The sequence below is a fragment of the Rheinheimera pacifica genome (assembly GCF_900108485.1).
GTDB classification, from domain to species: Bacteria; Pseudomonadota; Gammaproteobacteria; order Enterobacterales; family Alteromonadaceae; genus Alishewanella; species Alishewanella pacifica.
In genome coordinates this window covers 387,376-404,524 of record NZ_FNXF01000002.1, presented here as the reverse complement: position 1 = coordinate 404,524, position 17,149 = coordinate 387,376, and the positions used below count along the sequence as shown (strand labels likewise).

General features: G+C 52.1%; 15 protein-coding genes. 7 read left to right on the top strand and 8 right to left on the bottom strand.

Annotated elements, in window-relative coordinates:
- Positions 1 to 11: 11 nt before the first annotated feature.
- Positions 12 to 1,028, bottom strand: a complete 1,017-nt coding sequence (locus tag BLW68_RS04290; RefSeq protein WP_092790568.1) for a flavodoxin domain-containing protein — start codon at positions 1,026 to 1,028, stop codon at positions 12 to 14.
- 255 nt (positions 1,029 to 1,283) lie between these two features.
- On the opposite strand from BLW68_RS04290, the gene BLW68_RS04285 reads away from it, so the two are divergent.
- Both BLW68_RS04285 and glmS read left to right on the top strand, forming a co-directional pair.
- A complete protein-coding gene (locus BLW68_RS04285) occupies positions 1,284 to 2,051 on the top strand; it encodes a DeoR/GlpR family DNA-binding transcription regulator (RefSeq protein WP_092790565.1) in 768 nt (255 codons plus the stop codon).
- A 56-nt stretch (positions 2,052 to 2,107) separates the two neighbouring features.
- Positions 2,108 to 3,937 (top strand): glutamine--fructose-6-phosphate transaminase (isomerizing), encoded by a 1,830-nt coding sequence (gene glmS, locus BLW68_RS04280; RefSeq protein ID WP_092790563.1) that lies wholly within the window; start codon positions 2,108 to 2,110, stop codon positions 3,935 to 3,937.
- A gap of 63 nt (positions 3,938 to 4,000) precedes the next feature.
- Here the strand turns inward: glmS and BLW68_RS04275 are convergent, their stop codons facing one another.
- Positions 4,001 to 4,402: a hypothetical protein gene (locus BLW68_RS04275; RefSeq protein WP_092790561.1), complete on the bottom strand. Its 402-nt coding sequence runs from the start codon at positions 4,400 to 4,402 to the stop codon at positions 4,001 to 4,003.
- Positions 4,403 to 4,497: 95 nt separating this feature from the next.
- Between BLW68_RS04275 and BLW68_RS04270 the strand changes: the two genes are divergently transcribed.
- Positions 4,498 to 5,616: an SLC13 family permease gene (locus tag BLW68_RS04270; RefSeq protein ID WP_245728264.1), complete on the top strand. Its 1,119-nt coding sequence runs from the start codon at positions 4,498 to 4,500 to the stop codon at positions 5,614 to 5,616.
- 22 nt (positions 5,617 to 5,638) lie between these two features.
- Here the strand turns inward: BLW68_RS04270 and BLW68_RS04265 are convergent, their stop codons facing one another.
- On the bottom strand, positions 5,639 to 6,232 hold the full coding sequence (locus tag BLW68_RS04265; protein WP_092790559.1) for a hypothetical protein: 594 nt from the start codon (positions 6,230 to 6,232) through the stop codon (positions 5,639 to 5,641).
- Positions 6,222 to 6,746, bottom strand: coding sequence for an RNA polymerase sigma factor (locus tag BLW68_RS04260; RefSeq protein WP_092790556.1), 525 nt, complete (start codon positions 6,744 to 6,746; stop codon positions 6,222 to 6,224). Before BLW68_RS04260 ends, BLW68_RS04265 begins: the two co-directional genes overlap by 11 nt.
- 187 nt (positions 6,747 to 6,933) lie before the next feature.
- Here BLW68_RS04260 and BLW68_RS04255 point away from each other — a divergent pair, with 187 nt between their 5' ends.
- Entirely contained in the window at positions 6,934 to 8,394 is a 1,461-nt protein-coding gene (locus BLW68_RS04255; RefSeq protein WP_092790553.1) for an amidohydrolase family protein, read from the top strand.
- Between the two features lie 44 nt (positions 8,395 to 8,438).
- Positions 8,439 to 8,717, top strand: coding sequence for a superinfection immunity protein (locus BLW68_RS04250; protein ID WP_068237003.1), 279 nt, complete (start codon positions 8,439 to 8,441; stop codon positions 8,715 to 8,717).
- Positions 8,718 to 8,721: 4 nt separating this feature from the next.
- Here the strand turns inward: BLW68_RS04250 and BLW68_RS04245 are convergent, their stop codons facing one another.
- Genes BLW68_RS04245 through BLW68_RS04230 form a run of 4 tightly spaced genes read right to left on the bottom strand, consistent with a single transcriptional unit; the run spans position 8,722 to position 14,227 of the window.
- Positions 8,722 to 9,819, bottom strand: a complete 1,098-nt coding sequence (locus tag BLW68_RS04245) for an MBL fold metallo-hydrolase (RefSeq protein ID WP_092790550.1) — start codon at positions 9,817 to 9,819, stop codon at positions 8,722 to 8,724.
- Between the two features lie 35 nt (positions 9,820 to 9,854).
- Complete coding sequence (locus BLW68_RS04240) at positions 9,855 to 12,272, bottom strand: ABC transporter permease (RefSeq protein ID WP_092790547.1); 2,418 nt, start codon at positions 12,270 to 12,272, stop codon at positions 9,855 to 9,857.
- Positions 12,265 to 12,966 (bottom strand): ABC transporter ATP-binding protein, encoded by a 702-nt coding sequence (locus BLW68_RS04235; protein ID WP_068237000.1) that lies wholly within the window; start codon positions 12,964 to 12,966, stop codon positions 12,265 to 12,267. The genes BLW68_RS04240 and BLW68_RS04235 overlap by 8 nt, the downstream gene beginning before the upstream one ends.
- A 10-nt stretch (positions 12,967 to 12,976) precedes the next feature.
- A complete protein-coding gene (locus tag BLW68_RS04230) occupies positions 12,977 to 14,227 on the bottom strand; it encodes an efflux RND transporter periplasmic adaptor subunit (RefSeq protein ID WP_092790544.1) in 1,251 nt (416 codons plus the stop codon).
- A gap of 244 nt (positions 14,228 to 14,471) precedes the next feature.
- Here BLW68_RS04230 and BLW68_RS04225 point away from each other — a divergent pair, with 244 nt between their 5' ends.
- Positions 14,472 to 15,836 carry a sigma-54-dependent transcriptional regulator gene (locus BLW68_RS04225; protein ID WP_092790541.1) on the top strand — a complete coding sequence of 455 codons (1,365 nt, stop codon included), beginning with the start codon at positions 14,472 to 14,474 and terminating at the stop codon, positions 15,834 to 15,836.
- 1 nt (position 15,837) lies between these two features.
- Positions 15,838 to 17,145, top strand: coding sequence for a sensor histidine kinase (locus BLW68_RS04220; RefSeq protein ID WP_177172153.1), 1,308 nt, complete (start codon positions 15,838 to 15,840; stop codon positions 17,143 to 17,145).
- The last annotated feature ends 4 nt before the right edge of the window (positions 17,146 to 17,149 follow it).

Genomic DNA, 17,149 nt, shown 5'->3' with positions numbered 1-17,149 from the left:
TAGCCACAGGGCTACGTTGCATTTGCTGTTTTCCGGTTGAATGTCAACAATATCGCCGGCTTGCCAGTGAGTGCCAGCTGGCGCTTGCAGCTTAACAATATAGCAAGGCAAGCCGGTGCTGGCCGGGTTGGCAATATAGCGGCTGCTAAGGTTGGCCTGCAGCCAGGTAGCGCTGTTGGCGCTTGTTGTGCTGTTAAGGGTGCTGTAAAGCCGGTCAGTAGCTGCTGCCACTGCGTTAATGCCGCGCTTTGCCGCTCAGAGCTGTCCAGCTCCAGCAGCGGTTGTAGCGCTTTTGCTTCACGGCTGTGCAGCCACTGCTGCAACCAGTGGCCAAAGGCACAAAACTGCTGATAGCTGCGATCGCCCAGCGCTAATACGGCAAACTGCAATTGATCGAGCGAGCTTTGCCATTGCTGCGCCAGCTGATAAAACTGGCTGGCGTTATCAGGCGCTTCACCTTCGCCATAAGTGCTTACAACAAAAAGCGCTTTCTGATACTGGTTTAGTTGCTGTTGGGTTAGCTGGTTCAGCTCTGCCAGCGCAACGCTAAAGCCTGCCTGCTGCAGTTGCCTGGCGCTACTTTGCGCCAGTTGTTGCGCCATACCAGACTGGCTGGCATAGCCCACCAGCCAGTTTTGCCCGCTGGTAGCAGGGGCTACGGGTTGCTTTTTCACCGCCCAGCAAAGCCGTAGCAGTAAACCGATAATGGTTAGTTGGGTGCTCAGCCACAACCACTGCGCCTGGGGCTGAATAAAAGGCGCTTGCGGCAGATAAAACCAGCACAACAGCGTAAGAATTAACGCCAGCAGTAAATGTTGCTCCAGCCAGGCTGACGCCGGCAGTTTTTTTACTGCAGCAGAGTAAGGTTTAAGGCGGAAACTGGCAATAAGAGCCGCTAGGTTAAACAGGTAAAGTAATGCCAGGCTACTCGGCAGCAAAGAGTCGGCAGAATAAAAATGATACAGCGGCAACAGCAGCAATACTGCTAAATTCAACCACTCCAGCTTGGTTTGCCAACGCTGTAACATAAAGCCTCAAAAGAAAAACAGGGGTGGCAAAACCCACCCCTTAACGTGCAAGACAAGTAAAACAACGACCAGAGAAGCCCATCCGGGGCCCGGAACTACCTTCATCCCTGAACGCTGCAAACTATAATACGACCAATTCTCAAATGCAAATGGTTCTCATTAAATAATTGCAGCAAATGGGTATCACAACGTTTTGCTTGCAAAAGCAGCAATAGCCAGTAAAATATGTTTCGTTTTGAAACTTAAGCGAAAGAAATGAACAAACGGAACACCCAACAACGGCGGCATCTTATTGTTAGTCAGTTGCAGCAACAGGGCGAATTGTCGGTTGAGCAGCTGGCCGGGCAGTTTAATACCTCTGAAGTGACTATTCGTAAAGACTTAACCGTGTTGGAACAAGCCGGTTTGCTGTTGCGCCGTTATGGCGGAGCCGTGCCGGTGCCGCAGGATTTTGTCAGCGACAGCAGTTTAGAAAAGGTTTCAAAACGAAAGCTGGCCATTGCCAAAGCCGCCGCCAGCCTGATCAAAGATCACTACCGCATTATTATCGACAGCGGCCGCACTACCGCCGCCTTATTGCCCGAGCTGGCGGCAAAACGTGGCTTAGTGGTAATGACAAACTCACTGGCCATTGCCAATACATTGCGTGAGCTGGAAAACGAGCCAACGCTGTTAATGACAGGCGGCACCTGGGATCCGCAATCTGAAGCTTTTCAGGGCCAGTTGGCAGAACAAATGCTGCGCAACTATGATTTTGACCAGTTATTTATTGGTGCCGATGGCATAGATTTAGCCCGTGGCACCACAACATACAACGAGTTATATAGCTTAAGCCGGGTAATGGCCGAAGTCGCCCGCGAAGTTATTGTAATGCTTGAATCCGATAAGCTGGGGCGCAAAATTCATAACCTTGAATTGCCCTGGGCTATGGTAAAAGTGCTGATCACAGATGAGGGCTTATCGTTAGCCGACGCCAAACAAATTGAACAACAGGGTGTTAAGGTAATACGGGTTCAGGCCTGATTCACCGCCACACCTTAACGTAACGTTATAATATTTAAGATTTCCGGAGAATAATTATGTGTGGAATAGTCGGCGCTGTAGCGCAACGTGATGTAGTGGATATTTTGGTTGAAGGCCTGCGCCGTCTGGAATACCGTGGTTATGATTCGGCCGGTGTGGCTGTGGTAAGCAGCGCTGGCGAGTTAACCCGGCTGCGCCGCCTGGGGAAAGTAAAAGAACTGGCCGATGCCGTAGCCGCTGCCCCGGTAACCGGCGGCACCGGTATCGCTCATACCCGCTGGGCAACGCATGGCGAGCCAAGCGAACGTAATGCCCACCCGCATGTTTCCAGCAATATTACTGTGGTGCATAACGGCATTATTGAAAACCACGCACCGCTGCGTGAAGCCTTACAAGCCAAAGGTTATGTATTTACCTCCGACACCGACACTGAAGTTATCGCGCATTTAGTTGAAGAAGAACTAAAAAGCGCCGGTAGCCTGTTAGCCGCAGTACAAAAATCGGTTAAGCAACTGCACGGTGCTTACGGCACTGTACTGCTGGATAAAACCGACGCCAGCCGCGTTGTTGTTGCCCGCTCAGGCAGCCCGCTGGTAATTGGCTTAGGTATTGGCGAAAACTTTATTGCTTCGGATCAACTGGCACTGCTGCCGGTAACCCGCCGCTTTATCTTTCTGGAAGAAGGCGACGTAGCAGAAATTACCCGCCACAGCGTGAGTATTTTTGATAGCAACGGCAATGCGATTGAGCGTGAAGTGCACGAATCAAACGTTAGTTACGATGCCGGCGACAAAGGCCAGTACCGCCACTTTATGCTAAAAGAAATTTATGAGCAGCCAAACGCCATCAACAACACATTGGAAGGCCGTTTAAGCAGTGATTCAGTACTGGACGAAACCTTCGGCAACGGTGCGGCCGAGCTGTTTAAACAAGTAAAACACGTACAAATTGTCGCCTGCGGTACCAGCTATCACTCCGGAATGGTAGCGCGCTACTGGTTGGAATCCTTGGGAGGTATTTCCTGTAATGTGGAAATTGCCTCAGAATTCCGTTACCGCATATCATTCGTGCAGCCAAACAGCTTACTGGTAAGTATTTCCCAGTCGGGCGAAACTGCTGACACCCTGGCCGCGCTGCGTCTGGCCAAAGAAGCCGGTTATGTTGGCAGCTTAACCATTTGCAACGTGGCCGGTTCATCACTGGTACGTGAATCAGATTTAGCCTTTATGACCCGCGCCGGCGCCGAAATTGGCGTAGCCTCAACCAAAGCTTTTACCACTCAGCTGGTGGGCCTGGCCATGTTAACGCTGGCAATTGGTAAATATAACGGTTTAACCGCTGCACAGCAGCGTGAACTGACCGAAGCGCTGAAAAGCTTACCGGGCAAACTGGAACAAGCCCTTACGCTGGCACCACAAATTGAAGCACTGGCCGAAGAGTTTGCCGATAAACACCACGCGCTGTTTTTAGGCCGTGGCGATCAATACCCCATCGCAATGGAAGGCGCATTAAAGCTAAAAGAAATTTCGTACATACACGCTGAAGCTTACGCCGCCGGCGAGTTAAAACACGGCCCGCTGGCGCTGATTGACGCCCAGATGCCAATTATCGTGGTAGCGCCGAATAACGACCTGTTGGAAAAGCTGAAATCGAACGTTGAAGAAGTGCGCGCCCGCGGCGGTATTTTGTACGTATTCGCCGACGCCGATGCCAAATTCCAGTCAGACGCCACTATGCGGGTCATCAACGTACCGCACGTAGCCGACATCCTGGCACCTATCGTCTACACCCTGCCACTGCAGTTACTCAGCTACTACGTTGCTATTATCAAAGGCACTGACGTAGACCAGCCACGTAATTTGGCGAAATCTGTTACAGTGGAATAAAACTGCGATAAAAAATACTAAGGCCATCAACAATATACTGTGATGGCCTTTTTTATTGCAGTTTTACTCACCGCTAAGCAACTGCAAAACAGGTTGCTGCTGTTTACCAAAGTAAATTTGTAGCGAGCGTTGCTCGCGGGCATCCAGCCGTAATTCAAAAGCATGGGGTAACACCCGGCTGCAATCGCCCAATACGGCGACAATATGTTCCTGATTATAAATACGCTGGCCGGATGCGCCGTTACGCAGTGTTACCAGTGCCACCCGCTCGCCGTTATTAGCCGCCATCAGGGCGTAATTTTCTAAAATCAGCGCACTGCGCTTGGGCGTAATCTGTTTGTCGCGCTCGCAGTTAAGCTCAATGTCTTTAAACGGTGTCGGGGTAAAGTGCAGCACGCTGTCTACATCGGCGATGGCAGCAGATGATACGGTAGCCAGCAGGGCGGCGATAAAAGCTTTTTTCATGCTTAACCTTATTCTAAATATTACATGCTGGTTACATTACAATATCCCGGCACTGGCGTCAGCATTCGCGCTAGAATAGCCGCATAATTTACCTTATGCCTTTTACTACTATGCCACTGATACGCCGGGTGTTATCCCGTGTTACGGAAGATTATTTGCTGCTGGCGTTGCTACTGCTGCTGCCACTGTTGTTATGGCTTAAGCCAACAGCACCGGCGGGCCTGTTTGCGTTGGTTGACTGGCATACGGTAGCGGCGCTGGCGGGTTTAATGTTGCTAAGCCGGGCGTTGGAAGACAGTGGCTACCTTGTGCGGTTTGCGGCCTGGCTGCTGCAGCTTTGCCATTCACAGCGTATGCTGGCAATACTGTTGGTGTTATTTGCAGCATTGTTATCTGCCATAGTAACCAACGATGTGGCGTTGTTTATTTTGCTGCCAATCAGCTTAAGTATTGGCCGCTTAACCGGCGTGCCGGCGGGGCGGTTAATTATTTTTCTGGCGCTGGCGGTGAATGCCGGTTCCAGCCTTACGCCCATTGGCAACCCGCAAAACCTGCTGCTGTGGCAGGCTTCCGGTTACAGCTTCTGGCAGTTCACACTGATGATGGCGCCGTTAGCGCTGAGTTTGTTGTTGCTGATCCTGTTATTAAGCTGTGCCGCATTTAGTGGCCACAAGCTGAGTATCTCAGTGCCGCATAACAGCAGCCATGATAACCGCCACTTGTTTGGCTGGTCACTGGCTGGTTACCCGCTATTTATTCTGGCGATGGAATATCAGTTAGCGCCCTATGCTGCGTTGCTGGTACTGGCGCTGTATGTGTTGCTAAAGCGCAGCGTGGTAACGGGGATCGACTGGCTACTGCTGCTGGTATTTATGCTGATGTTTATCGACTTGGGTTTGCTGGCACAATTACCACTGTTGCAGCAATTGGCGATGCAGTTAGTTGCCCTGCCAAATGGCAGCTATACGGGGGCGGCGCTATTGTCGCAGCTTATTTCTAATGTACCGGCAGCAATTTTTCTGCAGCATTTTACTGATGACTGGCGTGCACTTAGCTGGGGGGTAACTGTGGGCGGCTTTGGTTTGGCTATTGGCTCACTGGCCAATTTAATTGCACTTCGGCTTAGCAAACAAGCGGGGCTGTGGCGCGAGTTTCACTACTGGTCGCTGCCGGTATTTGCCGGCAGCTTATTACTTGGTTGGCTACTGTTGTAACTATGCCTGAGCCTTTACTGCGCTATTCGCTCTGCTGAAAATCTGCTGCCAGAGCGGTTAATTGCTGTAACTCAGCGGCTTTTTGCTGGGCTTTTAGCTGCAGCCGGTATAGGGCAAACAGGCAAAGCGGCGATGCGATCAGGCTGTAAAACAACAGCAAGTCGTTGGAGACATCTGCCAGTTGCCACCACTGCAACAGCCAGAGTATCAGCGTAAATAACAGCAGTGCCAAGCAGCTTAGCTGGGTGTAACGGTAGTAGCGCAGGCTTAGCTGGCAGGCTCGACAGCGAAATTGCAACAGCCCGCTGCTGCTCCAGTTGTCATACGCCAGAATAGGCCGGTGCACCTGCCAGCTAATATACAGAGTGCTGATTGCGCCAAGCACAAGGAACCCGGCTGCGATATAACCCAGCCAGCCCGGCAGAACTAATATTAACCAGCAGGCGGTGGCTGCCATTACCAGGGCGCCAAGCCATTCGCCGTACATTAATAGCCGTTGCTGGCGCTGCCGTTGGTTCGCCAGGGCTAAATCTTGCGCGGTTGGCGTGGCTTCAGTTGGGGTGAGCTGTTGTTGCCAGCTTTTTGCCAGGGCGGCAAAGTCAAAGCTATCTGCCATTTTGCATTAACTCCATCAATTCTGTTTTAGCGCGGTTTAACCGCACCCGCACGGCACCGTGGCTGATCTGCAAAATATCGGCGATCTCAGGTGCGTCTAAATCTTCCATGGCCAGTAATATTACCTGCCGGTTGGCGGGTGATAACCGCCGTACAGCCTGAATCAACTGCTGGCTTTGTTGTTGCTCACCTAATTGCTCTGACGGGCAATCATCAAGCATCTGCTGCTGCAAGTCTTCTTCCAGCGGTAGCCATTTATGCCGCTGCGCCCGGGCAATATGATCTACCGTTACATTGTGTACTATACGAAACAGGTAGGCGCGCGGCATGTCTGCAGCATGCAGCCGGCCGGCAGCCTGGTGCAGTGCCAGAAAAATATCCTGTTTTAAATCCTGCCGCGCTGCCGGATCGGCTTCAGACGCCAGCAAGGTGCGGCTTATTGCGCCCTGATTTTGTTGCCATAGCTGCAGTAAAAACTGCTCCGGCGTTATTGCGCTGGTATTGGATACTGTCAAAAACCCCTCGCTGATCAATGTTTTATTGTTCTTGTTAACGTTATCACTGTGTCATAAGTAAGTCTGCCGGGGCAGGCAAAGTGTTACATAAAAAAATAAAAAAAATTTTGTAACAGTGCACAAAACAACCACGACTTATCCAGCAAACACGGCAACTTATCACAACGTTATACCGGAGAACCTTACGATGAAAAAATCACTACTGGCATGTCTGATGGCCAGCCTGGCGCTGCCACAGGTTTGTGCTGATACCCCTTCTCACATACAGCATGAAGCGGTGCTGTACCTCAATGCCACCTTGCTGAACCCGGCAACAGAGCAGCAGCTTAACGATGGCTGGTTACTGGTAAAAGACGGCCGCATTGTGCAAATGGGCCAGCAACAGGCTGATGCCAGCTTACCTGCAGCGGCAAAGCAAATTGATCTGCAGCAGCAGTACGTATTGCCTGGCCTTATTGATGTGCACCTGCACCTGACTGCCGGGCCACACCGGGTTGAGATGCAGGATGGCAAGCCAGTACTTACCATGAAAGGCCATAGTCAAATTACCCGTTATCACGCGCTTAGCACCTTAGCCACCGGCGTTACCACCGCCTTTAGCCCGGCTGGTGCGCCAGAGGCTAATGCCGAGTATGTCCGCCAGCAGCAAGCGGGTAACTGGCCTGGCCCAAAGTTTAGCTATGCGGGGTTTGTGTTTGAACCTACGCCAATTTTAGGCGGCTCCGTGCATCCAAAAGATGAGGCCGGTTGGCAGGCCGAAATTGCCAGCCAGAAAGCGCTTGGCGCGCAGTACATAAAACTGTATCAGGGCCTGACGAAAGACGAACTGGCGATGGGCGTGCGTTTGGCCAAAGCCGCCGGGTTAAAAACCCTGGCACATCTGGACAATGTTAGCTGGCAATATGCGGCGGACCTGGGTATTGATGCCCTAACCCATGCCCTGCCAACAAGTAGCGAGCTGTTAACGGGCGAGGGCAAAACCGCTTATCTGGCCGAGCGCAACATTCCACACAGCGCCCGGTTTATTTACAGCTGGTTTAAGCATGTTGATTATGACAGCGCCCCAATGCAGCAGCTTTTCGACACGTTGGCGCGGCAGCAAACTCATGTCGATTTAACGCTGGTTGTCAACGAGCTGGTGTACTTCGCCCGCGAGCTGGACGGTTTATATCCGGAGCAGGATATGTGGGTGTATCACCCGCAAATGCGTAAGCGCTGGCGTGCGACGCTGGCCGCGCCCAGTTATGACTGGACAGCAGAAGAGCTGGCCACCGCACAGCAACAAATGCCCAAAGTACAGCAATTGTTTAAGCGCTTGTATGACGCCGGTGTGCCACTGGCCATTGGCACCGACAGTGTGGCCAGCGGGCCGTTTTACTTACGCGAATTACAGCTTAGCCAGGGCGCTGGCCTGACAAACTGGCAGGTATTGCAACTGGCTACGGTAGGCGGTGCCCGCCACCTTGGCTTAAAAGACACAGGTCAGCTGGCAAAAGGCTTTGCCGCCGACTTTATTGTGTTAACGGCCAACCCGCTGACCGATCTTAAAGCGCTAAATACGATACATACCGTGGTACAGCAAGGCAAAGCCTGGCAAGTGGATGAACTGAAAGCCCAACTGGCTATGTTGGCCGATATTGAACTTTAACGCTGATTTTCTCAATTAACTTAAAATATAAAGAGGATATAAAGATGGAAACGTTACAACAATTTATCTCTGCATTTAGTACTGCCTGGCAACAAGCCGATTGGGTATTTCTGCTGCTGTTTGGCGTGTTTTTTATAACGGTGTGGTTTTTACCCAGCCTGCTGGCGCTGGTGTTTAACCGCCAGCATGCCGGCAAAATTGCCCTGCTTAATATTCCGGCCGGCTTTTCCTGGATAGCCTGGGTAGCGCTGGCTGTTTGGGCGGTTACCGGCAAGCTGGGTGACAAACTTGCCGCTAAAGCCCGGTTAAAGCCAGTGGCCTGATACGTTACAAGGCTACACTGTCACCTTCGTTTAAAATCAGCAGCGGCACCTGGCTATTCAGTTGCTGCTGCATATGTAGCAGACGTAGCAGTGGTGAGTGCGAGCTGTGATCGCCCATCTGCCAGCTGGCATTACCATACCCCCAGGGGATCATCACTTTACAGCCCAGCTCTGCTGCGGCTACTAAAGCATCTTCCGGCGTGGTATGCACATAGCGGTACCAGTCACCGTCTTTATCATGATGATAAGACGCAATAGGTATCAGGCAGATATCAATATCACCATAGCGCTGCTGAATATCTTTAAAATGCTCTGAATAGCCGGTATCTCCGGCAAAAAACAGGGTTTTTCCGCTATGCTCCAGCAGCCAGCCACCCCACATCGCCTGGTTATGATCATTAAACAACTTACGGCTGTTAAAGTGGTGTGCCGGTACCAGATGGATATTCAGCCCATCCAACTGGCTGTGGCTATACCAGCCTTGTTCCACAACGTTATAGCCGCCTTTGGGCATATAATTTGCCATACCTAATGGCACATAATACTTAGCAGCAGTGCCTATTTGCGCGATGCTGGCATGGCTAAAATGATCGTAGTGTAAATGCGAATATAATACTGCATTGGTAGCTGCCAATTGTTCTGCGCTAAGCTTGGGTGTGTAGGGTCGTTTTATAATACCGGCAAAATGCTGCGCCCAGCTTACCGGCCAGTCAAACTGGCCGAATACCGGATCAATTAGCAGTTGCTGGCCATCAGGTGCATTAACTAAAAAGCTGGCATGCCCCAGCCATTGCAGGCTAAAACCAGTATCCAGCGCAGGTGACTGCTGCGGCCCGGTATACTGGCAATCCTGGGCGGGTGTTTTGCAACTCACCGCAGGATGCGCCGGATAGCAATCTGCTTCACAGTTTGCCGGATATTGGCGCTGTTCAACCGGTGTGCGATACAGATTGCGGTACATGCCTTTGTACTCGCCTTCTGTTACCTGCTCAATTACGGCATCTGCCCCCAGGTGTTGCTCTACCCGGTTGGGTGTACTGCAGGCACTGAGTAACACCGCGCTGCCAAGCAGCGCGGTGGGAGAAACTAAGGTTAGTTTCATTAATAATCCTTTATTTATCATTGTTATTATTGCGCTTATTGCTGTCTTAATACCATGGCAGGTTTACGCCCTGCAACCTGCCAGGCCAATGTGGCCACAGTGCACCAGCAAATAGCGAAGGTAGCGGCGGCGGCCAGCAAGTACCAAAGCGGGTTCTGGCTGATGCGCACGCTAAACTCAGCCAGCCAGCTATCCAGTGCCCAAAAAGTGGCGGGAATGGCCAGTACGGCGCTAATTGCCATTAGCCTGATATATTCGCTGGCCAGCAAATTAACCAGACTAAAGCGCCCGGCACCCAGCACTTTGCGCATTGCTACTTCGCGTGAGCGCTGCTCGGCACTAAAGGCGGCTAAACCAAATAAGCCGACACAGGTTAAGGCAATGGCCAGCGCAGCGAAGATAGCAATAACCTTAGTCTGGCGCTGCTGGTTCTGGTACATGGCGTTGTAGTCATCACTTAGCCAGCTTAGCTGCAGATCCTGACGTTGCAGGCGATCAGTCAGTAGTTGCTGCACTTTGCTGCGGGCGCTAAAGGCTTGCTCTGGCTGCAGATTTAGCAGGATATTGCCGTACGTCATGGGTGAGCGGCCGCAAATCAGTATTAACGGTTCCTGTTGTTTTAGGGCTGAGCCTATCTGGATATCTGCAACTACCCCAACAACTTTCATCTGTAAAACAGGGTTGTCGCCGGGTAACAGCCATTGCTGGCCGATGGCGTCCTGCACCTGGTTATAGCCCGCTTTACGTGCCAGTGATTCAGTAATAATAACTGCCGCAGTAGCATGATCGCCATGCGTTTGGTACCAGTCGCTTTGATAGGTTTCACTAAAATCGCGTCCGGCCAGTAAGGTAAAGCCCGCAGTTTTAACAATGTCAAAGCCTGCTGCCATCTGCGAAATAGGCGGCAGAGCGTTATCCTGGGTTTGCCCCGGCAACTGAATATTCATCGCCTGAGAAACAGTGTCTGTAAGCTGCATATCCATTATCGACGCGGCCGTTACGCCTTCAACCTGCCGCAGGCTTTGCAGCAGGTTTTGGTTGCCCGCCCAGAATACCTGCTCATTCTCAATACCGGAAACCATTAACCGGGCATCACGCTGATAACCGGTGGGCTGGTTTTGCAGCAGTTGCAGTTGTTGCTGCAATACTGCGCTGGAGACTAACAAACCTATAGTAATAGCACCCTGTATTACCAATAAGCCTTTACGCAGCAAAAGTGCCGTATTACCGCGCTGAAAATCACCGCTTAGCACTTTTTTGGCATCAAAGGCCGAAATAAATATCGCCGGATACACACCTGCCAGCATGCCGACACTTAGGGTGCTGCCAAGCAAAATCAGGCCAAAACTGCCAAAGTAGTGCAGTTGTAGCGGGCGGTTTACCAGCAAATTAAACTGCGGTAATACCAGCTCGACTAACACAGCAGCAAATAAACCGGCGCAGGCAGCAATTAGCACCGACTCCAGCATAAACTGCACAAACAACTGGCCACGGCTGGCGCCCAGCGCTTTGCGCACACCGACCTCTTTAGCACGCATAGCGGCGCGGGCGGTGCTCATATTAATAAAGTTAATGGCGGCAATCAGCAGCAGTAAAACCGCCAGCAACAAACAGATATTTACCGTACTGGCCGAGCCATTCACTTTAAATTCGTAAGCCAGGCTGGAGTGCAGGTGAATATCGGTAAGTGCCCGCAATTGCAGTTCAGTAATATGCCGGCCGGTATAAGCCTGTTCGTTTAGCTGGGCAGATAACTGCTGTAACAGAGCGCTGTGATCAATATCAGCAGGCAGTGAGATATAACTGTAAACATTATTCATTGCCAGACGGCTGGCAGCTACTTCATCACTGATCCGGCGCAATGATCCGGCCTGAAAATGGCTCTGCTCTGGCATACGGTACACTGCGCTAACAGTAAAACGCTGTTCTCCCAGTTGTAACTGCTGGCCTGTCACATTGGTGTTACTAAATAACCGCTTAGCTTCCTGCTCAGATAACGCAATCAGGTTGGGTTGCGCCAGGGTAGCGGCCAGATCACCAGACAATGTGTCTATCTGAAAAAAGTCGGTGATATTACTGTCCACCGCTTGTGGCCATTCCAGTGTCAGCTGTTGGTTGGAACCGGCCAGGCGTAGCGCCGGGGCGCCGGTATTAATGCGGGTTACCCGGATACGGTCATCATAATTGTGCAGCAGATCTTTCATCGCCGGGCTGGAGATAGGAAAACGCTGGTTTACCGGGTTAAAAAACTGCTCCAGCCGGTAGGTATTGGCCGCATTGGGGTGCATTTTGTCAAAGCCCAGCTCGTAACTGGCATACAGTAAAATCAGCAGGGCCGACGCCAGACCTGTGGTTAAGCCCAGTAAATTTAACGCTAAATGGGTTTTATGCCGCAGCACTGCACGCACGCCGGTGGTGAAGTAATTGCCCAGCATTGCCAGTGAATTACGCATATTTGGCCTCCATCTTTGCTTCCATGGCACGCTCGGTAATAATCTGGCCGTCCAGCATCCGCACTATGCGGCTGGCGTAGCGTGATTCATGCTCAGAGTGCGTTACCATTACCACCGTGGTGCCGTCGTGGTTTAGCTGGCGCAGCATCTGCATCACTTCTTCACTGTTTTTTGAATCCAGGTTACCGGTAGGTTCGTCGGCTAAAATCAGCGCCGGGTTAATTACCAGCGCCCGTGCCACGGCCACCCGCTGCTGCTGGCCACCGGATAACTGCAGTGGCAGGTGATCAGCGCGGTGGTCAATTTGCATGCGTTTTAATATCGCCTCTACCCGCTGTTTACGCTCGCCGGCCGCCACGCCCTGATACTGCAGCGGCAGCTCAACATTTTGAAATACCGTTAGCTCATCTATCAGGTTAAAGCTTTGAAACACAAAGCCGAGCTGGGTTTTGCGCAGTTGTGCCAGTTGTTTTTCACTGTAATTGGCAATATCCGTACCCTGAAACAAATAGGCGCCTGAGCTGGGGCTGTCCAGCATGCCTAAAATGCTTAGCAAGGTAGATTTACCGCAGCCTGATGGGCCCATAATGGCCACAAAATCGCCCTGCTGAATATGTAAATCAATCTGGTTCAGAGCGGTTGTTTCCAGTTCGCTGGTGCGAAATACCCGGTTTAATTGTTGTAATTGGATCATGATGCTGTCCTTATTGTTGTAATTGAATAGTATCGGCTTGCTGGAATTCGCGATAGCCGGAAATAATCACCTGATCACCGGCATTAAGGCCGCTGACAATTTCGATCTGGTTGGCGCTTTGTTTGCCCAGCGTAACGGCTTGCTTACGCGCCGTGGCGGTGCGGCCGTCCAGCACATACACATACTGGCCTGCGCTGTCGGCTAAGTAGGCGCCGCGTGGCAGCACCAGTGCGGTTTGTTGCTGCTGCTCCAGCAGCAGGTTCAGGTTAACCGACTGGCCGCGTTTTACGCTGTGCTCGCCCGGCAGGGCAAATTCAAGCTGAAACTGGTTGTTTACCACCCGGCTGTCGATGCGGCTTACGGTAAGTGGCAACTGCTGCTGGTTCAGGCTGGCTACTGCCTGCATACCGGTACTAACGCGGCTTAAGTAAAATTCGTCTACGCTGGCCACCAGCTTGTAACGCTCTGGCAGGTCAATCTGGCCCATGCGGCTGCCCGGCGCGCGTGATTCACCGGCTTCTACATTAAACTCGCTTAAATAGCCGCTTACCGGTGCGCGCACCAGCAGGTTTTGTACGTTTTGCCGGGCAAACTCGAGGTTTTTTGTCAGCATGTCTACGCTTTCGCTTAGCTGACTAAGTTGTTGCTGGCGAATGGCTTCTTCCTGCTGCTGTTGCCGCTTTGTCAGTTGTAAGCGTTGCTGCTGATAGCGTAAGTCCTGTTGCAGGTTTAGCAGGTGTTCCTGGGCTAACACGCCGGTTTTTACCAGTGGCTCGCTCTGAGCCCGGTTGCGGCTTAGCGTGGTTATCTGATGCTCAATATCCAGCACATCGCGCTGCAGGTTCAGCCGGTTGGTTTCTATCGTCATTTGCGTGTTGCGCAAAAAATTCATCTGCTCGGTTACCTGAGCTTCGCGGCTGATTAAATCCAGCTGCAAGGCGGTGTTGCTTAGTTTAACCAGTGGCTGGCCTTGCTCAACAAACTGGCCTTGTTCGGCCAGTTTTTCCTCTACCCGGCCGCCTTCAATAACATCCAGAAAAACCGTGTGCTGCGGCAGTACATTGGCGCGCAGCGCTATGCTTTCCTGCAGGCTTTGCTGTTGCACTATGGCGGTACTGACAGAGCTAAGCGGCAGCAATACCGACATTTGCGCGCTGGCCTGCCAGTTAGTGCCAAACCAGGCAGTGGCGGCCAGCAAGCTAAACACAACAACAGGCTTTATCAGCCGACTTTTGACACTGGGGCTTATCTTCTTGTCCATCTGTATGCTCCGAAAAAAATAGCGATGCGAGTTAGTGTTATTAACGCAAAGGCCATGCCAAACACTAAACTTTTAAAATTCAACACTTTATAGTTTTTTCGGTTGCAATAGTGTCCGCTGGTGGTACAGCCAGGTGTCCATTAACGGACACCTGCTGAAATCGCTAACTTGTTGGATTTAAAAGCTTGTTGCGCGGCGCTGGTATTTTCGGGTAGGGTGCAAAGATAAACCCAAGGATGTAACAATGAAGCAGCCATTTAATGTGCTGGTACTGGATGACAACCACGACATTCTTACCGCCAGCCGGATTTTTTTAAAACAGCACTTTGCCCAGGTGGTTACGCTGCATGAGCCGGCGCAACTGCAAAGTATGCTTGGCAGCCAGCCGTTTGATCTGTTGTTGCTGGATATGAATTTCAGCCGCGATACGCAAAGTGGCGAAGAAGGTTTGTTTTATTTAAAACAGGCATTAAAAGCCCGGCCCGGCTTAAAAGTAGTGATGATGACAGCCTACGCCGCTCTGCCGCTGGCGGTGCGAGCCATGCAGCTGGGGGCGGCTAATTTTATTGCCAAGCCCTGGCAGAATGAGCAACTGCTGGAGGCACTGCAGCAAGCATTATTGCAACAACCCCAACCTGGCAGCCCCGGCCACAGTGGCGCAGCAAACAGCAAGACCGCCGCCGCAGAAACGATTCCGCTGCTGGGCGACAGCCCTGCTATGCAACAGGTGTTACGCACTATTGAAAAAGTGGCAAAAACCGATGCTAACGTATTGCTGCTGGGGGAAAGCGGTACCGGTAAAGCCCTGGTTGCCCAGGCTATTCATCAGGCATCGCAGCGTGCAGCTGCACCTTTGGTAAGCGTTGATATGGGCAGCTTAAGCAGCAGCTTGCTGGAAAGTGAGTTATTCGGCCATAAAAAAGGCGCCTTTACCGATGCCAAAAGCGACTACGCCGGACGTTTTGTGCAGGCTAATGGCGGTACCCTGCTGCTGGACGAACTGGGCAACCTGCCGCTGGCGCAGCAGGCTAAGCTGTTAACGGCGTTGCAAAGCCGCACTGTGGTGCCGGTAGGTGGCAGCCAGAGTGTGGCGGTGGATATCCGCCTGGTGTGCGCCACCAATGAAGACTTATATCAGGCGGTGGCCGAAGGCGCCTTTCGCCAGGATCTGTTGTACCGCATTAATACCGTAGAAGTTGTACTGCCGCCGCTGCGGGCGCGCAAAAGCGATATTGCGCAGTTGCTGGACTGGTACCTTAAGCATTACAGCCAGAAATACCAGCGAGATGCTTTACAGATCAGTAGCAGTGATAAACATAAGCTGCAGCAGTACGACTGGCCGGGCAATGTGCGCCAGCTGGCACACGCGGTAGAGCGTGCCGTGGTATTGGCCGAGGGCAGTACACTGGATTTCAGCCAGTTGCCAACGGTAGCGGCTTCCGACAGTGCAGTGCACACTGCCGATAACGACTTTTTTCTTGATTTTGTTGAAGAAAAAACGATCCGCCAGGCGCTGCAGTATTATCAGGGCAATGTCAGCCAGGCCGCCAAAGCACTGGGTTTAACCCGTGGTGCTTTATACCGGCGGCTGGAAAAATATGGGCTTTAATATGCGCTTACTATTGCTGCTGGGCGGTTACACCCTGTTGCTGATGTTAGCCTGTCTGCAGTGGCTGGCCGGGCCTTCGGCGCTGGCTGTTATGCTGAGCCTGGCAGCGCTGTTGTGCGCACTGATTGTCTGGCGGCACAACCGCAGGCAGCAGCACCAGACTGCGCTGGTATTAAAAGCGCTGGCCAATCAGGATACATCACTGACACTGCGGGGCCAGAGCGCTTTACAGTCTTTGCTGGCACAGGTGCAGCAACAACTCAGCAGTAGCCGCCAGCAGGCGGAAGCCCGGGCGCAGTACCTGCAAACCCTGCTGAGCCAGTTGGATATTGCTGTGCTGGAGTTTGCCGATAACGGCCAGTTGCTGCAGGCTAACCCGGCAACGCAGCGCTTGTTGTCTGCGCAGCAGTGGCAACAGCTGCAACAGGGCCGGTTTGACGATACTAACTTACAGCAACTGGCGGCTATACTGAGCCAAACCAGTACGCATTATCAGGGCCAGTTGCAGTGGCAACAGCCGGGCTATACTGACCGGCTGGCGCTGAGCATAGTGTGCACCCGTATTCAGGGCCAGTTGCGTAAGCTGGTAACCTTACAAAGCATTCATCAGGCCTTGTTGCAGCAGGAAGTGCAGGCCTATCAGCAGATGACAAGGGTGCTGACACACGAAATAGCCAACTCGGTCACGCCGATGGCGTCGCTGGCGCAAAGTTGCCGGCAAATTCTGCCAGCGGCAGATACGGTGTTAAACCACAGCGACCATGCTGATCTTGATGAAGCTCTTAGTACTATTAACCGCCGTGGTCAGCACCTGGCGGGCTTTATTCAGTCATTTAAACAGTTAAGCCAACCGGTACAACCCCGGTTAGAACATACCGATCTGGTGGCAATTATTCATAGTTGCCTGGCGTTGCAGCGCAGTGCATTGGCGGAGCAAGGTATACAACTGCATACCAACTTACCGGCACAGGCCATGTTGTGGCTGGACGAAGCATTAATGGAGCAGGTGCTGATTAACCTGCTACAAAATGCCATGGATGCCATGACAGAAGTAACGCAAAAACAGTTAACCCTAAGCCTGCAACCCGACGCTCAGCGGCGCTGGCAACTGGATATTGCCGACAGTGGGCCAGGCATTAGCGAGGCAGTGGTGCAGCAGATATTTATTCCGTTTTTTACCACTAAACAAACGGGTTCCGGTATTGGTTTAAGTTTATCGCGGGCGTTATTGCAGGTGCAGGATGCGCAGCTACACTACGTGCCGGGTGAGGCGCCCGGCAGCTGTTTCCGTATTAGCTTTGCGCAGTAAGTGC